The 15,847-nt window shown below is 57.3% G+C and carries 15 protein-coding genes; 6 read left to right on the forward strand and 9 right to left on the reverse strand.

The genetic code is table 11. The annotated features are described in order from the left end of the window. The first annotated feature begins 467 nt into the window (after positions 1–467). Complete coding sequence (locus JQ848_RS12240; protein WP_003445752.1) at positions 468–1,403, forward strand: LysR family transcriptional regulator; 936 nt, start codon at positions 468–470, stop codon at positions 1,401–1,403. An 8-nt stretch (positions 1,404–1,411) separates the two neighbouring features. On the opposite strand, the gene surE is transcribed toward JQ848_RS12240, so the two are convergent. Both surE and hemB read right to left on the reverse strand, forming a co-directional pair. Next, on the reverse strand, positions 1,412–2,173 hold the full coding sequence (surE, locus tag JQ848_RS12245) for a 5'/3'-nucleotidase SurE (RefSeq protein WP_003445754.1): 762 nt from the start codon (positions 2,171–2,173) through the stop codon (positions 1,412–1,414). A gap of 90 nt (positions 2,174–2,263) precedes the next feature. After that, positions 2,264–3,238: a porphobilinogen synthase gene (gene hemB / locus JQ848_RS12250; RefSeq protein WP_003445756.1), complete on the reverse strand. Its 975-nt coding sequence runs from the start codon at positions 3,236–3,238 to the stop codon at positions 2,264–2,266. Positions 3,239–3,430: 192 nt separating this feature from the next. Here hemB and JQ848_RS12255 point away from each other — a divergent pair, with 192 nt between their 5' ends. The 4 genes from JQ848_RS12255 to JQ848_RS12270 all read left to right on the forward strand — a co-directional run bounded on the left by JQ848_RS12255 (position 3,431) and on the right by JQ848_RS12270 (position 7,387). Next, positions 3,431–3,727 (forward strand): ArsR/SmtB family transcription factor, encoded by a 297-nt coding sequence (locus JQ848_RS12255; protein WP_010657033.1) that lies wholly within the window; start codon positions 3,431–3,433, stop codon positions 3,725–3,727. 54 nt (positions 3,728–3,781) lie between these two features. Continuing rightward, positions 3,782–4,792, forward strand: coding sequence for a zinc-dependent alcohol dehydrogenase family protein (locus tag JQ848_RS12260; protein ID WP_202210757.1), 1,011 nt, complete (start codon positions 3,782–3,784; stop codon positions 4,790–4,792). A 77-nt stretch (positions 4,793–4,869) separates the two neighbouring features. Next, complete coding sequence (locus JQ848_RS12265) at positions 4,870–5,352, forward strand: YbaK/EbsC family protein (protein ID WP_003445761.1); 483 nt, start codon at positions 4,870–4,872, stop codon at positions 5,350–5,352. A 163-nt stretch (positions 5,353–5,515) separates the two neighbouring features. Next, the gene (locus JQ848_RS12270; protein WP_127195358.1) at positions 5,516–7,387 is read left to right on the forward strand and encodes a DUF3857 domain-containing transglutaminase family protein; all 1,872 of its coding nucleotides are present in this window, start codon (positions 5,516–5,518) and stop codon (positions 7,385–7,387) included. 67 nt (positions 7,388–7,454) lie between these two features. On the opposite strand, the gene pgm is transcribed toward JQ848_RS12270, so the two are convergent. Beyond that, positions 7,455–9,095 (reverse strand): phosphoglucomutase (alpha-D-glucose-1,6-bisphosphate-dependent), encoded by a 1,641-nt coding sequence (pgm, locus tag JQ848_RS12275; protein WP_010657036.1) that lies wholly within the window; start codon positions 9,093–9,095, stop codon positions 7,455–7,457. 184 nt (positions 9,096–9,279) lie between these two features. On the opposite strand from pgm, the gene eco reads away from it, so the two are divergent. Then, the gene (gene eco / locus JQ848_RS12280) at positions 9,280–9,762 is read left to right on the forward strand and encodes a serine protease inhibitor ecotin (protein ID WP_003445767.1); all 483 of its coding nucleotides are present in this window, start codon (positions 9,280–9,282) and stop codon (positions 9,760–9,762) included. Positions 9,763–9,875: 113 nt separating this feature from the next. Here the strand turns inward: eco and JQ848_RS12285 are convergent, their stop codons facing one another. From JQ848_RS12285 to JQ848_RS12310, 6 genes are all read right to left on the reverse strand, one after another. Continuing rightward, a complete protein-coding gene (locus JQ848_RS12285; RefSeq protein ID WP_003445769.1) occupies positions 9,876–11,024 on the reverse strand; it encodes a PQQ-dependent sugar dehydrogenase in 1,149 nt (382 codons plus the stop codon). A 421-nt stretch (positions 11,025–11,445) separates the two neighbouring features. Then, positions 11,446–11,952 (reverse strand): hypothetical protein, encoded by a 507-nt coding sequence (locus JQ848_RS12290; RefSeq protein ID WP_003445772.1) that lies wholly within the window; start codon positions 11,950–11,952, stop codon positions 11,446–11,448. 199 nt (positions 11,953–12,151) lie between these two features. Beyond that, positions 12,152–12,466: an acid-activated periplasmic chaperone HdeA gene (hdeA, locus tag JQ848_RS12295; protein ID WP_003445774.1), complete on the reverse strand. Its 315-nt coding sequence runs from the start codon at positions 12,464–12,466 to the stop codon at positions 12,152–12,154. A 266-nt stretch (positions 12,467–12,732) separates the two neighbouring features. Next, positions 12,733–13,770, reverse strand: coding sequence for a zinc-dependent alcohol dehydrogenase family protein (locus JQ848_RS12300; protein WP_161718760.1), 1,038 nt, complete (start codon positions 13,768–13,770; stop codon positions 12,733–12,735). Between the two features lie 159 nt (positions 13,771–13,929). Continuing rightward, complete coding sequence (locus JQ848_RS12305) at positions 13,930–14,283, reverse strand: hypothetical protein (protein ID WP_127195357.1); 354 nt, start codon at positions 14,281–14,283, stop codon at positions 13,930–13,932. Between the two features lie 234 nt (positions 14,284–14,517). Continuing rightward, entirely contained in the window at positions 14,518–15,825 is a 1,308-nt protein-coding gene (locus JQ848_RS12310) for an MFS transporter (RefSeq protein WP_010657038.1), read from the reverse strand. Positions 15,826–15,847 lie beyond the last annotated feature (22 nt).

Consider the following 15,847-nt stretch of genomic DNA (forward strand, 5'->3'; position numbering starts at 1 on the left):
CGCCCTGTGAACTGAACTCCTTGGCGAGTTCACCTCTTGACAATTAACGCTTAACTGCGCTTTAAAAATAAGCGTAGTGTCTGACAGCCTATTAAGAGAAAAGATCCCTCTGCTTTAGAATCAACTACATACCAGAATGAAATCAAGGTTTATCTAGAGACTGGCTGTCGTTTTTTTCGATTAAATTACTTACTTCACACTTCCAATAATGTGCCACTGCTAATTTTCAGATTTCTCCTACGACGAAATCTCATACTGATCCTGGCCAACTGCTTTTCTACCCGCTATCGCAGCACTCCCACTGCTGACGCACCTGCGCCCACCGCCATGCTTCAGGGCACCAGCCCGCAACCATTACTGCCTGTACGCGCCCTTGGGTAGCGCTATCAGATGGCGGAATATTTTCACGGTCTGTGTAATTATTGCCGCCACAAAAAAGCACGATTACGTGTGAGGTAATAATCAGCATGGATATTTATCAGGCAATGCGGGTGTTTGTCCGTGTGGTCGAGACAGGCAGTTTTACCGCTGCGGCTCAGGCGCTGGGCTATTCCACAGCGCAAACCTCGCGCTTGCTGTCTGAACTTGAATCCTCGCTGCAAGCCAGGCTGCTGCAGCGCAGCACACGGCGGCTGGCATTGACGGAGGTGGGTGCGCGCTATCTTGAGCGCTGCCGAATGATTCTTGGCGAAATAGAGGACGCAAATGCCGAAGCGGCCGGTGCCCATCTGATTCCCCGCGGCCATTTACGCGTGCAGTCCACCACCGGGCTGGGGATCCAGCTCCTGGCGCCACTGGTGGCCCGTTATTCGCAGCTGTACCCGCAGGTCGATGTCGATCTGACCCTGTCTCAACGTCAACCCGACTTGCTTGAAGAAGGCCATGACGTGGTGATCACGTTATCGGCCAACCTGCCCGACTCGGAAATGATCGGTCAGCAACTGGGGAGTATCTTCAGCGTCATCAGCGCCGCACCGTCCTACCTGCAAAGCCAGGGCACGCCCAAGACTCCCGACGACCTCAACCAGCACCGCTGCCTGCATCTGGTTGACCCGCTGTTTACCGACAGCTGGACCTTCCGCGATGATCAGGGTGAACAGTCGATTCGCCCCGGCAGCGTGTTTCAGGTCAATGTGGCTGAAGCGATGGCCCAGGCCGCCGAAGCCGGACTCGGGGTTTGCCTGTTGCCGGATTACGTGGCGGTCGGTTCCTATCAGCGCGGTGCGCTGGTGCGCCTGTTGCCTCAATACCGGTTGCACGAAAAAAGCATCTACGCGCTTTACCCCTCGCGACGCTTTCTGGATGCCAAGGTCAAAACCTGGGTCGAGTTTCTCAAGCAGGAAATTCCGAAGGTGCTTGATCAGCACCAGGCCATCGTCGACGACCCGGCGCATTGGGCATAGCGTCAGACTTACCCTTGCAGTTGCTCGCGCAAGGCCTGGGCGGTGCGATCGAACTGCAGTGGGGTCACCGAAATCCCGCCCTGGGTGACCACCCGGGTTTCTGTATCGGCGGCTTCGGGGTGCTGGTGGCGGGTAATACTGAGCCAGTAATAGCTGGACTCGCGAAAGTCCGTACGTTCGTTCACACTCACCCCGTCCATACGGCCATGGCCCTGGCGGGTGATCTGTACGGGGCCGGCCTGCTCGGGCGCAACGTCCGGGAAGTTGATGTTCAGGCACGCTGATTGCTCCCAGCCCTTGCCCAGCAACTGGCGAATCACCCCGGGCGCCAGTGTGCGGGCCGTGTCCCAGCGCACCGAGTCGCGACGGGTGAAGTACTGGCTCAGGGCAATGGAGGGGATACCCAGCAACAGGCCGGTCATCGCCGCTCCCACCGTGCCGGAGTACAGGGTTTCGACCCCCAGATTGGCGCCTTTGTTGATGCCGGACAGCAATAGCTGCGGCGGGCTGTCCATCAACTGCTGCAAGGCCATCGCAACACAGTCGGCCGGGGTTCCGGACACCGAAAAACGGCGCTCGCCACGGGCAGTCACCCGCAACGGGTGATGGATGCTGATGGCGGTGGAAATACCGCTCTGGTCATGGTCCGGGGCGACCACCCAGACCTCGTCTGCCAGTTCCCGAGCCACAGCCTCAAGGGCCTCAAGACCCGGGGCGTCGATCCCGTCATCATTGGTAATCAAAATTCGTTGCAGTCGAGCGACCGTCATGCCTGAACTCCTTGTTGTTGGGGAGTCGCCCAGAACGGCAAGGCAAAAGCCCGGATTGTCCGGCTCGCAACTTGCCGCTCGACGCTCCTGCTAGATGCCCTGCAATGCCAGATCCATCGCAAAGTAGGTCAGAATCATGTCTGCGCCGGCCCGCTTGATCGAGCCCAGGCTTTCACGAACAACCCGCGCTTCGTCGATGGCTCCGGCCAGGGCGCCGAACTTGATCATCGCGTACTCGCCGCTGACCTGATACGCCGCCAGAGGTAGACGCGAGGCTTCACGGACGTCACGAATGATGTCCAGGTACGCGCCGGCGGGCTTGACCATCAACACGTCGGCACCCTCCTGCTCGTCCAGCAGCGACTCGCGAATCGCTTCGCGACGATTCATCGGGTTCATCTGGTACGACTTGCGATCGCCTTTCAACGCGCTGCCACCCGCCTCACGGAAAGGACCATAGAGTGCCGAAGCGAACTTGGTGGAGTACGCCATGATCGAAGTGTCAATAAACCCGGCAGCATCCAGCGCGCTGCGGATGGCCTGAACCTGACCATCCATGGCCGCAGAAGGCGAGATGAAATCAGCGCCTGCCGCAGCGGCGGCAACGGCCTGCTTGCCCAGATTGATCAGGGTCGCATCATTGTCCACGCCATGATCGTGCATCACACCGCAATGCCCGTGGGAGGTGTACTCGCAGAAGCAGGTGTCACTCATCACGATCATTTCCGGGGCGGTATCCTTGCAGATACGGGCCATGCGCGACACCAGACCGTCTTCACGCCATGAATCGCTACCTGTGGCATCCAGATGGTGCGACACGCCAAATGCCATCACCGACTTGATCCCTGCACGGGCATAGCGTTCGATTTCGCCGGCCAGTTTGGACTCGGGAATACGCATCACACCCGGCATGCTGGTGATAGGTACGAAGTCGTCGATTTCTTCTTCGACAAAAATCGGCAGCACCAGGTCGTTAAGGCTGAATTCGGTTTCCTGAAACATGTCGCGCAGGGTTTGCGAGCGGCGCAGGCGGCGGGGACGAACAGAAGGGAACTGGTTAGGCATCATGGTTCCTGATGGGCAGGTTCATAGACAGACGAGCCTTGGCCAAGGCTCAATGGCGCAACAAATACAGGATTGACCCTGCAATTGCAAAACATCCGGCCGGCCTGCGGCCTGTTGTCGCAGGCAGTAACTGCATCCATGGCGCATAGGCTCCGGTTGTACATTTCGTAAAAAAGCGTAACATCGCCGACCATGATTCTTGAACAGCTCAAAGCCCTGGGTAATGACACTCGCATGCAAATGATGGAGTGGCTCAAAGACCCGCTCAGCAATTTCCCGCGCCAGGATCATGGCGATCCTGCAATCGGCGTGTGCGTGACCCATTTGCAGCACAAGGCCGGTCTTTCCCCTTCCACTGCTTCGGCGCACCTGGCCATCTTGCAGCGTGCAGGCTTTGTCCTCACCACACGCATCGGCAAGTGGACGTACTACCGGCGCAATGAGCAGGCGATAGATGACTTTGCGGCTAGGCTGAAAGTCGAGTTGTAATTTTTAACCGATCATTTCGTTATTTTGCGTAATGTAAAAACTTGAGGACATCCCGTGAGCATTAAAACTATCTTCGTTGAACCCGGCGGCGGTTATCCAAATGTGGTCGTTGGCAGCAGCGAAGCACGCGCACCTGACAGTGGTGAAATCACTGTACGTTTACATGCCAACTCCCTGAACTATCACGACTTCGCCGTGGTAAGCGGCATGTGGGGACCGAGTCAAAAACGTATTCCCATGGCGGATGGCGCCGGTGAAGTGATTGCCGTCGGCAGTGCGGTCAGCGAGTTCAAGGTCGGCGATTCGGTGGTCAGTACTTTCTTCCCGGAGTGGATCGACGGCACTCCGCTGGTTGAGGGCTTTGTCAGCGTACCCGGTGATGGCATCGATGGTTATGCCCGTGAGCAAGTCACAGCCAAGGCCACCTCGTTTACCCTCGCCCCCACCGGCTACAGCCACGCCCAGGCCTCTACCCTGACCACCGCAGGTCTGACCGCATGGCGCGCCTTGATGGCCGATGACTCGCTCAAGCCCGGCGACACGGTGCTGGTCCAGGGCACGGGCGGGGTTTCGATTTTCGCCCTGCAATTCGCCAAAATGGCCGGCGCCACCGTGATCGCGACCTCTTCCAGCGATGAAAAACTCGAGCGTCTCAAAGCACTGGGCGCTGACCACGTCATCAACTACCGCAAGGACACTGCCTGGGGCGAGACAGCCCGTGAGCTCACCGGCGGCCGCGGGGTGGACCACATCATCGAAGTCGGCGGTCCGGAGACCCTTGAACAGTCGATGATCGCCATTCGCGTGGCCGGGCATATCTCGATCATCGGTATTTTGAGCGGCACCAGCGGCGCCATGAACTTTGTCCCGGCACTGATCAAGCAAGTGCGTCTGCAAGGGGTACTGGTAGGAAGCCGCAGCCAGCAGCAGGACATGGTACGGGCGATCAATGCCAGCGGCATGCGCCCGGTCATCGACCGGCACTTCCCGCTGAGCGAGATTGTCGAGGCGTTCAAGTACCAGGAAACCAACCAGCATTTTGGCAAGATCGTGCTGGACATCTGACCCCATCACCGGTGGCGCATTGACAGTGCGTCACCGGCTTCTCTAGATTCAGGCATTTACCCAGAGAGCTAAGCCTGATGAGTCTTGAATCTGTCCGCGCATTTTTCCTCGCCAAAGCACCCGACCTGCACATCATTGAGCTGGCCACCAGTACCGCTACCGTAGCTCTGGCTGCCCAAGCCCACGGCGTTGAGCCCGGCCAGATCGCCAAGACCCTGGCCTTTCGTGTCGGTGAACGCAATGTGCTGCTGGTTGCCCGTGGCGATGCGCGTATCGATAACAAAAAAATCAAGAATGCCCTGGGCAGCAAAGCCAAGATGCTTGATGCCGATACTGTCGTGGCCCTGACCAGTCACCCCGTTGGCGGCGTTTGCCCGTTCGGGCTGGCGACCGATCTGGCGGTATATTGCGACATTTCCCTTAAAGCCTTCACTGAAGTGATGCCTGCAGCCGGCGCTACCCACACCGCTGTGCGTATCAGCCCCGATCGAATGGCCGAACTGGTCAATGCCCAATGGGTCGATGTCTGCCAGGCCAGCCAAACCGAAGAGACCGTTTAAACCGCTCTATTACGGGGCTTACAGGAGCGCATGGCGGCTGTGCATATGGAAAATATGGATGCTATCGATTATCATTATCCACTTCATCTGCACCCTGCCTCGGCTTCAATAAACCAACAAATGCGTGGCCGGGTGCTTTTTTAAAGGACTAATTGAGGCGCCCATGCACCGCTTTTCTTTCAGCAAATCCTTGATTTGCGCCACCCTGGGGATTTTCACCCTGCCCGCTTCAGCGGCCTTTCAACCCGTATCCGAGGCCGCTCTGGCCGGTGAATCGGACAGATCCTGTCACTTCAACGCGGACACCAGCTACGACTGCACCTCAACCTATAGCTACACCATCCTCACCAATAACGGTCGCGAAATGATTTCGCGTATCGACTTCAGCTTCCCGGAGTCTGACCGCCTGGAAATAATCAAGGCCGAATCGACCCAACCGGGCGCCAAACCGGTGGCACTGGCTGACACACAAATCGACACCCGGATGGCACCGAACCCGGACCAGGGTTTTTTACGCTTGAAGCAAACCTCGATCGCCTTCCCCAACCTGCGAATCGGCACGATGGTGAGCTATACCCTGCGCGAACACATAGCAGCCAAGCCGCTGAGTCATGAGTTTCACTATGTGCTGATGTTCCCCCCCAATGCGGTGCGTATGGACCGTTTTAAAAACAGCTTCAGCGCTGAAAAGCCAATCGTGTGGCGCAGCGAAATGATGGAAGACTTCAGCTTTACTCCGTCGGCCGACAACAAAAGCCTGGTCATTGAACAGAAGGCACCGCGCTTCGTGAATTATGTCAATGAAGCCGGCAACGCTTATATTCGCCAGCTGCCAAGGGTTGAACTGGGCAGTTCGAGCAGCTTGCAGGATTACTTCGGCGATTTTGCCCGGCGCTACACCGAAATTACCGCAGCCAGACTGCCTGCCATCAGTGCCAGGGCAGTGGCCGGCCTTAAAGGCTTGCCGCCGGAGCAACAGGTATCGGGCCTGATGCAGCATATCCACGATAACTATCGTTATCTGGGCGACTGGCGAGCCAGCGATCGGGGCTATGTGCCTTTCACCCTCGCTGAAATCGAAGACCGCGGCTATGGCGACTGCAAAGACCTGGCGGTACTGCTCACAGCCATGCTCAACGCAAGCGGCATCGACGCGCAGACCACCTGGGTCAGCCGTGGCAACATGAGCCTGGGGTTGTTGCTGCCGGGCACCTCAGCACCCAACCACGCCATCGTACGGGCGCGGGTCAACGGTAAAGTCTGGTGGCTCGACCCGACCAATCCGGTGTTCTCGCCGGGGCGCTCCATGCCGGATATTCAGGATCGCTGGGCACTGGTGATAGACCCGCAAGGCGCAGTTCGCCGGGAACATATCCCGCAAGAAGAACCTGTTGTCAGCACCCTGGTACGGAAACAGGAACACTTCAACCCTGATGGCACCGCGCGCACCAGCGCCGACATCGAAATGAGCCAGATGCGCCTGATGAGACTGAGTGTGGCCGATAACCAGTCGGGTATTTCTGGTACCGACCAGGACCTTTGCGACCGGTTCAGCAAGGAACAGACCGATTGCACGATCACACGCTCAGCCACCGGGTTTGTGGTACCCCACAAGTATCAGGTCAAGGCCGAACTGACCGACCTGCGCCCATTGAAGACACTCTCGGGCCAAAGCGTGTACCAGCCCGCCTTCATGACTGAACGTTGGGATGATTTGGTCAATTACCGCCGCACCGGGCAAAAGGCCGACTTGTATCTGGAAGATCCTGAAACCATGGACTACGAGATCACCCTGTCAGGGCTACAGGTTGCGCAGAACATCAAGAGCTGCACCGTTCGCTCGCCCTGGTTCGACATGGACCTCAATGGCAAACAGGTCGAGGGCCATTACCGATACCAGTACCGCCTGACACAAAAGCAACGCTGGCTGAGCCATGACGACATCATGAGCGGCCCTTTCGAAGCAATGCTCAAGGAAGCCAGAAACTGCAACGATCAGATGCAGCAAGTGGTGACACTGCAAACCGCGGCCTGAGTTAATCAAACAGCTGCAAAAAAGCCTGGCCCTCTTGCGGGGGCCAGGCTTTTTTTTGAGTCCGCTATCAGGCGATCGCGGTATCCACCAACACCTGGGCTTCTTCTACCAGACGGCTCAGGTGCTCGTCACCGATAAAGCTCTCGGCGTAGATTTTGTAAATGTCTTCAGTGCCAGAAGGGCGTGCCGCAAACCAGCCGTTTTTAGTCATCACCTTGAGTCCGCCAATTGCCTGATCGTTACCGGGCGCATGACTGAGAATCCCGGTAATGTCTTCGCCGGCCAGGCTTGTGGATTTGACTTGCTCCGGCGACAGCTTGCCAAGCAGGGCTTTCTGTTGCGGGGTAGCCTTGGCATCGACCCGGGTCGAGAACGGCAGGCCCAGGTCTTCGGTCATTTGCTGATACAGCTGCGAAGGATCACGACCGGTACGGGCCGTCATTTCTGCGGCCAGCAGCGAAGGAATCAGGCCGTCCTTGTCTGTCGACCAGACACTGCCGTCCAGGCGCAGGAATGAAGCCCCGGCGCTTTCTTCGCCACCAAAGCCCAGCGAGCCTTCAAACAGGCCATCGGCAAACCACTTGAAGCCCACCGGCACTTCGTACAGGCGGCGGCCCAGACGGGCAGCAACCCGGTCAATCAGCCCGCTGCTGACAACGGTCTTGCCAACGGCTGCGTCTGCACGCCAGTGCGGACGGTTCTGGAACAGATAGTCGATGGACACTGCCAGGTAGTTGTTGGGGGCCAACAGACCGCCTGAAGGGGTAACAATGCCGTGGCGGTCATGGTCGGGGTCGCAGGCAAAAGCCACGTCGAAACGCTCTTTAAGGCCAATCAACCCCTGCATGGCATAGCTGGAGGACGGGTCCATGCGGATGCGCCCGTCCCAGTCCACACACATGAAGCGGAAGGTTGGATCTACCGAGGTGTTCACCACTTCCAGGTTCAAGCCGTAGTGCTCGCCGATCGCCGGCCAGTAGTTCACGCCCGCGCCGCCCAATGGGTCCACGCCAAGACGCAGGTTGGCGCCGCGCAGGGTATCCATGTCGATCACGTTCTTCAGATCGGCGACATAGGTATTCAGGTAGTCGTGACGATGGGTGGTGCCGGCCTTCAAGGCCTGTTCGTAGCTGATGCGTTTGACACCCGCCAGCCTGGCTGCCAGTAACTCGTTGGCCTTGGCCTCGATCCACTTGGTGACATCGGTATCGGCCGGGCCGCCGTTAGGCGGGTTGTACTTGAAACCGCCGCTTTCAGGCGGGTTGTGCGACGGTGTAATAACCACACCATCGGCCAGGCCTGAAGTCCGACCGCGGTTGTAGCAAATAATGGCGTGGGAAATGGCCGGCGTCGGGGTGTATTCGTCATTGGCGGCGATCATGGTTTCGACGCCATTGGCGGCAAACACTTCCAGCGCACTGGCACCAGCAGGCGTCGACAGTGCATGGGTGTCGATGCCGACAAACAGCGGACCATTGATGCCTTTCATTTGCCGGTACAGGCAAATGGCCTGGCTGATGGCCAATACATGCCACTCATTGAAACTCAGCTCAAACGAACTGCCGCGGTGACCGGAAGTACCAAAGGCCACACGCTGGGTGGCGATCGCTGCATCAGGTTGACCGGTGTAATAAGCGGTCACCAGTCGCGCAATATCGACCAGCAATTTCGCAGGAGCCGGTTTGCCCGCAAGAGGACTGAGAGTCATGCAAAACCTCGGGAAATAAATGATTCAGAGGAAAAAAGGCAGTTTACTGGCAGTTCGACACTGGCGCGAAGCAATCTATCCCTGCAAGTGCATCTGTTTTGCACTTAAATAGCCTTTTAGTTGTCAGATACAGCCCATAGATTCACCTGAACGACATTTTTCTGTTCTGAAATAAGGAAGCAGCATGAAACCACTCTTGATCAGCGCGGCCCTGGCCCTTTCGCTGAGTACGCTGTGCAGCGTCGCCAACGCCGCCAAACTTGAGGATGTGGCGCCCTACCCTAAAGCCGAAGCGGGCTATAGCCGACAAGTCATTCACCTGCCCAAGCAAAAGAATGAGGACGACTACAAAGTCCAGATCATTGCCGGCAAGACCCTGCAGGTGGACTGCAACCAGCAGCGTCTGGGCGGCAAGCTGGAAGAAAAAACCCTCAAGGGCTGGGGCTATCCGATGTATCGCCTGAACAAGGTCAGCGGGCCGATGAGCACGATGATGGCCTGCCCTGAAGGCAAGTCGCACCCCGAATTTGTCCCCGTGGTCGGCGATGGCTTCATGCTGCGCTATAACAGCAAGTTGCCGATCGTGGTCTACGTGCCCAAGGACATAGAAGTGCGTTACCGGATCTGGTCGGCCTCCAAGCAGATCAAGCAGGCGGTCAGCGAGTAAACAATCAATAACCCTGGCAGGGAGCGACGGCTGCGACAGGCATCTTTAAATGCGCGAGCCCTGCGGGCTCGATCGCAGCCTTCGTTCCTCGCCAGCGACTATGGCTCTGCTGACTATTGCAAGCCGACGCGATACAACGCGCCGTTGCTTTCATCGGTCAAGACATACAAATAACCGTCCGGGCCCTGGCGCACGTCCCGGATACGCGCGTTCAGACCGCCCAACAAGCGCTCTTCATGCACCACCTTGTCACCATCAAGCTGTAGCCGGATCAGGTCTTTATCGGCCAGCGCGCCGATAAACAGGTTGTGCTGCCAGGGCTTGAAGCGCTCCCCATCGTAGAACGCCATCCCGCTAATGCCCGGAGACTTCTCCCACACATGATGGGGGCCTGTGGTTCCTTCGGCTGTTTTGCCCCCGGCTTCAGAGATGGGCTGCGAAGAATAGTCAATGCCATGGGTCGCCAGTGGCCAGCCATAGTTCTTGCCGCGCTCGATCAGGTTGATTTCGTCGCCGCCTTTGGGGCCATGCTCATGGCTCCAGAGTGTCCCGGTCCAGGGGTTAAGGGTGGCACCCTGCTGATTGCGATGGCCAAATGACCAGATTTCCGGGCGTACCCCTTGCTGGCCCACAAAAGGGTTGTCGGGCGGGATTCGACCGTCAGGGTATATGCGCACCACTTTGCCCTGCAGCTTGTCGAGGTCCTGGGCAGTCGGTCGCTGATTATTTTCGCCAAGGGCAATAAATAAATAGCCATCACGGTCAAACACCAGACGTGAGCCGAAATGGTTGCCGGTTGACAGTTTGGGCTCCTGACGAAAGATCACCTCAAAGTTGCTGAGTTTGGTCAGATCATCCGACAAGCGCCCGCGTCCAACCGTGGTCCCCGCTTTGCCGTCCTCACCACCCCCTTCGGCGTAGGACAGGTACACCAGGCGATCCTCGACAAAACTCGGCGACAGCACCACATCCAGCAGGCCGCCCTGCCCTTTGGCCCATACCTGGGGAACACCGGAAAGCGGGGCAGACAGTTTGCCGGACGGGCTCACCACCCGCAGGTTGCCCGGAAGTTCGGTAACCAGCATGCCCTGCTTTTCCGGGAGAAAGGCCAGGGCCCAAGGATGTACAAGACCTTCGACAACTGGCGTTGCAGTGACTGTTCCGGACTCGGAGGCAAAGGTGCGCTGGGCATCGGCATGGGCCATGACAGCCACATTGAGCAGCGAGGTGGCGCACAGCGTGGCCAGGGTTTTTCTCAACATTGGCTGATCCTTGTTCGATTAACGATTGTCCCGCGGCTGAAGCGATGGCGCCGTTGGCTTGATGGTCCGGGGTGGGGGCTGGCTACGCGGGTAGCCATTGCCGATTTGCCCGTTCTCAATGGACGGCTGGCGTATCACAGGGGCCGTCGACGGGCTTCGTACCGCTGGCGTTGCGGGGATCGTGCCCTGTCGGCTGTTAGGATTGATGCGTCGCAGCGTATTGTCTGCAGGCGCAGAATTGGGGCTCAGGGTGTTTTGCGCCACCCGCCCGGACTCTGAAGTCAAAGAGGTGCCGGCCTGCGCCTGGGCGACAAGTGCAGCTCCCAGGAGCAAGCATAGATAGCTGGACCGGATAATATTCATCTTCGCCCCCATGGTTTTTCATCACATGGCTCCTGTGCGGGGCCGTTCACTGGCAGGCTCAGTCTTCAGGACCGATCTCGATGACCACTGATTCCCGGGCCTCCTCCAGCAACGCCTGACGGCAGACCTGATAGCAATCCTCGATATGGCCGTTGCCGACCATTTTCATCACCCCAAAACTGATGGTTGCGGCGACCGCCTGCCCCACAAACGGCACGAAGCGGATCACCGACTTGGTCGCCACCTTGGTGCCCATCTTGCGTACCAAGGACATGACCAGTGTCCGGCTGATGAATTTACCGATGACTTCACTGCCGATCCCGGAAACCGCCACCACAATCAGGCGCCTGGACCGCGAGTCCAGCCGCTCGATCTGTTGCGGGGTCAGTCCGAACTTGCTGTTGATCGCCGGCAGCATTTCCACCAGCAACGCCACATCAGTGCCTATGTCGAGCCCGGGAATAGGGATGGCCGCGGCGCCTGCCGATACGGCCGAGCGTTTGGTGACCATGGATTTGCACTCGTCACGAATGCGATCAAGTTCGGCCAGTGACCTGATTAACATAAGTTACCCCCCGCCAATTAAAAATAACGCGAACCTAGTCTACTACGGCCTTCAGACCGCCAAGGCAGCTCTGCTTTTGATGTAGAGGATAGATGGGGCGAGAAATTCACAAGGCTGGAAAAGGTTTTTCGCCACGAACGGGCTCAGGCAGGAACAGAGGGGGTAAGCCTGTACTCTTGTGAAGTACAGGCCTGGCGCATTACACGTCTTTTTTGACTTTGGCCCACTCGGACTTGATTTTTTGCACGAAGGATTCTTTCGGCGTTTCCTTGCAGGCAGTGATTACCAGCGGGGTGATTTTGGCAACGCCGTCCACGTCCAGAACAGCATCCTCAACCTGACCTTTCTTGTTCACTGCTTCACCCAGACCAACGGCGATCGGCTGATAGGTTTCATCAACCGCCAGGAAATCCGCGCACGTCCATTGCGCAACAGGCTGCTTGGCATCAGCTTGTGCCAGGCCCGACAGTGCGACAAGACTGACAGCGCTCAACAGCAGAATGTGCTTCTTCATATGAATATTTCCCTATTATCAAAAAGAGTTGATGTGTTTCTACCTGCCGCCAAGAACATAGTAGTGAATGCATTAGCTGTCAAAAAATCACTACAACTTATTTATTCTTTAAGCGCCTGAAACACCAGGGTTTTACATTTAAAAGACACACTAAACCTGAACGGATATCGCGTTATCCGTTCAGTACCTTCAGCAACTAAGGTCCAAGTTTCGCAGGCTCCCGACACTGGGTAAGAATGCCTGCTGAATTGGCTATGGCGGGCCGTTTATTGAGAAAGAATGACCTTCATTGCCTTCTCCTTTGCCGCATTGCCGAACACCTCATAAGCCTGAAGAATGTCGTTGAGTGCGAATCGGTGGGTAATCAGCTGGCCGGCATCTACCTTGCCGGACTGCACCGTTTTCATGAGCATGGGCGTGGTGTTGGTATTGACCAGCCCGGTCGAAATGGTGACGTTCTGGATCCAGAGTTTTTCCAGGTGCAGCTCAACACTTTTGCCATGCACCCCCACGTTGGCAATGCTGCCTCCAGGGGCTACAACCGACTGGCAGGTATCGAAGGATGCCGGGATGCCCACCGCCTCAATCGCCACATCCACCCCTACCCCCTGGGTCAACTCGAAGATGCGTTCAACGGCATTCTGCGTGTTGATATCAATCACATGGGTAGCGCCAAAACGCTGCGCAACTTCAAGACGATTGGTGTCGCCATCAACCATGATCAGCAAGGCGGGCGAGTAAAATTGCGCCGTCAGCAAGGCGGCCATGCCCACAGGGCCCGCCCCGACTATCACCACACTGTCACCCGGCTTGACCTTGCCGGCGAGTACGCCGATCTCGAAGCCGGTAGGCAAAATGTCGCTGAGCATCACCAGCGCTTCTTCATCCGCGCCGGCGGGCACCGGGTACAGGCTGTTGTCGGCATGGGGAATACGCACATATTCGGCCTGGGTACCGTCAATCGTATGGCCCAGAATCCAGCCGCCGTCAGCGCAATGGGAGTACATCTGCCGCCGGCAGTTGGGGCAACTGCCGCATGAGGTGATGCATGAAATCAGCACATGATCACCGGGCTTGAAGTTGCGAATTGCCGGCCCTACGGCCTCGACCACTCCGACCCCTTCATGGCCCAGCACCGTACCTTTGGTGACCTCGGGTACGTCGCCCTTGAGGATGTGCAGATCGGTGCCACAGATAGTGGTGTGCAAAATACGGACTATGGCATCGGTCGGCTTGTCGATGACCGGTTTGGCGATATCAGACCAGGCTTTTTCGCCTGGCCCCTGATAGGTGAGCGCTTTCATATGGGCTTTCCTTAGTCAGATCAAAAAACAACAGCAACTGGCGTTGATGTGACTCAAGCGCCAGCCCCCAAAGTCGTCCGATGCAGTTAAGCAGCCTTTTCTCCATACACCCTTGCCGCAGGTCATAAAGCCCCGGGTTAAGCATGCGGTCTGTCGCCTCTAGCCTTTGGACGACACCGAGAAATCGGTTTCGCCCCTGGCGTCGGACCTGAGTTCAATCTTGTAAGTCTTGCTGGTGCCACAGCCGGACACCTGCCAGGTTTCAACCGCTTTGCTGATTGACCCGGTGGGCGATTGCTCAACACTGGCAATCGTGGTGTCCACATTGCTGATGGACCTGCAGTGGGTCATTGCCGAGAACAGGCCCTGCACATTCACCAGCACATCCTTGCGCAGGACGGGGTCAGTGACCGACTGGCCGCTGAAGGGTGGGCTATGGGCGCAGCCCGTCAGGGTAGCGGCGGCGAAAACCATACTGATGAGGGCAAAGTGACACTTGTTCTTGATCTGCATATTCAATCCTTGAAACGGCTCCATGCCGTGCCTGAACCCGGCAGCCTAGCAGTATCGGTATCAGGCAGCGACCCTGCGCCATGAACTGAGCAGTGGCGACTCGCCCGGATAATATTATTCGGGTGAGTCGCGGCTTCGAAAAAGGCATGCAGTGGCACCGGAAGTTGAATACTCGGTGACAGTTTTTAAATATTCACCGCCCTTATCCATGGCCGGCTCTGCCATTAAGTAACATTAAACTTTACTGACTTTTATACCTTTGAAAAACAGCAGCAGTAATACCCCCGCCAATATTTCAAAACCGGCCACCATATACAGGCCTGCCGCCAGGCTACCGGTCTGGGTTTTAAGCCAGCCGATCATATAAGGCGCGACGAACCCTGCCAGATTGCCGATGCAGTTGATCAGGGCGATGCCCCCTGCTGCTGCAGTACCTGCCAGAAATGCCCCCGGAATTGACCAGAACACCGGAAAAGCCGCAAGAATGCCCATGGCTGCAACGGTCAAGGCGATAAGTGCCAGTACTGCGTTACCGATAAACAGGCCGGTGCAGATCAATCCCAGCCCCGCCAGGATCGCAGCCATGGCGCAATGGATGCGGCGTTCGGCGCTCTTGTCAGAATGGAAGCCGTTCCACAGCATCGCCACAGTCCCCAAAATAAAAGGGATTGAGGAAAGCAGCCCGATGTTCATGGTGTCATTCACACCCAGGGACTTGATGACCGATGGAGTCCAGAACGCAATGGTTGCGTTACCGCTCACCAGGCAGAAGTAGACCAGTGCACACAACCACAATTTGGGATAACGCAACAGAGTCCGCAGGTCGCTGTGTTTACCCGGCGCGCTGTCCTCGCGGGCAATGGTAGCGGACACCATTTTGCGCTGTGCCGCCGTGAGCCACTTGGCATTCGCCGGTTTTTCCGGAAGATAGCGCAGCACCAGGAAGCCGGCGATAACCGACGGAATACCTTCCAGGATAAACAGCCATTGCCAGTTGGCCAGACTGCCGACACCCACCATGCGACTCATGATGAAACCGGCCAATGGCCCGCCGACGACCCCGGCAATTGCGAAAGAGGTCATGAACATGCCGTTGATCTTGGCCCGCTGGGCCGCTGGAAACCAGTAAGTGAGGTACAACACCACACCCGGAAAGAAACCCGCTTCAAAGGCCCCCAGCAAAAACCGCAACACATAGAAGGACCAGGCACTTTCAACATAGGCCATGGCAATGGACGTCAGGCCCCACATGATGGTGATGCGCGCCAGGGTGCGGCGGGCACCGATTTTTTCCAGAAGCAGATTGCTCGGCACTTCAAAAAAGAAGTAGCCGATAAAGAAAATCCCCGCTCCCAGGCCGTAAACCGCCTCACTGAAGCCCAGGTCCTGCAACATGGAGAGTTTGGCGAAGCCGACATTCACCCGGTCGATCCAGGCCAGCACGAAGAGAAACACTAAAAACGGCAACAGGCGCCAGGCGATCTTTCGATAGACAGCACTGACTTCGGCCGCTACCGGGTCGAGGTCAAGCTCTGAAGCCATTGTTGTACTTGGGTTGCTTCGG

The sequence above is a fragment of the Pseudomonas paraversuta genome, from assembly GCF_904067025.1.
GTDB lineage: Bacteria > Pseudomonadota > Gammaproteobacteria > Pseudomonadales > Pseudomonadaceae > Aquipseudomonas > Aquipseudomonas paraversuta.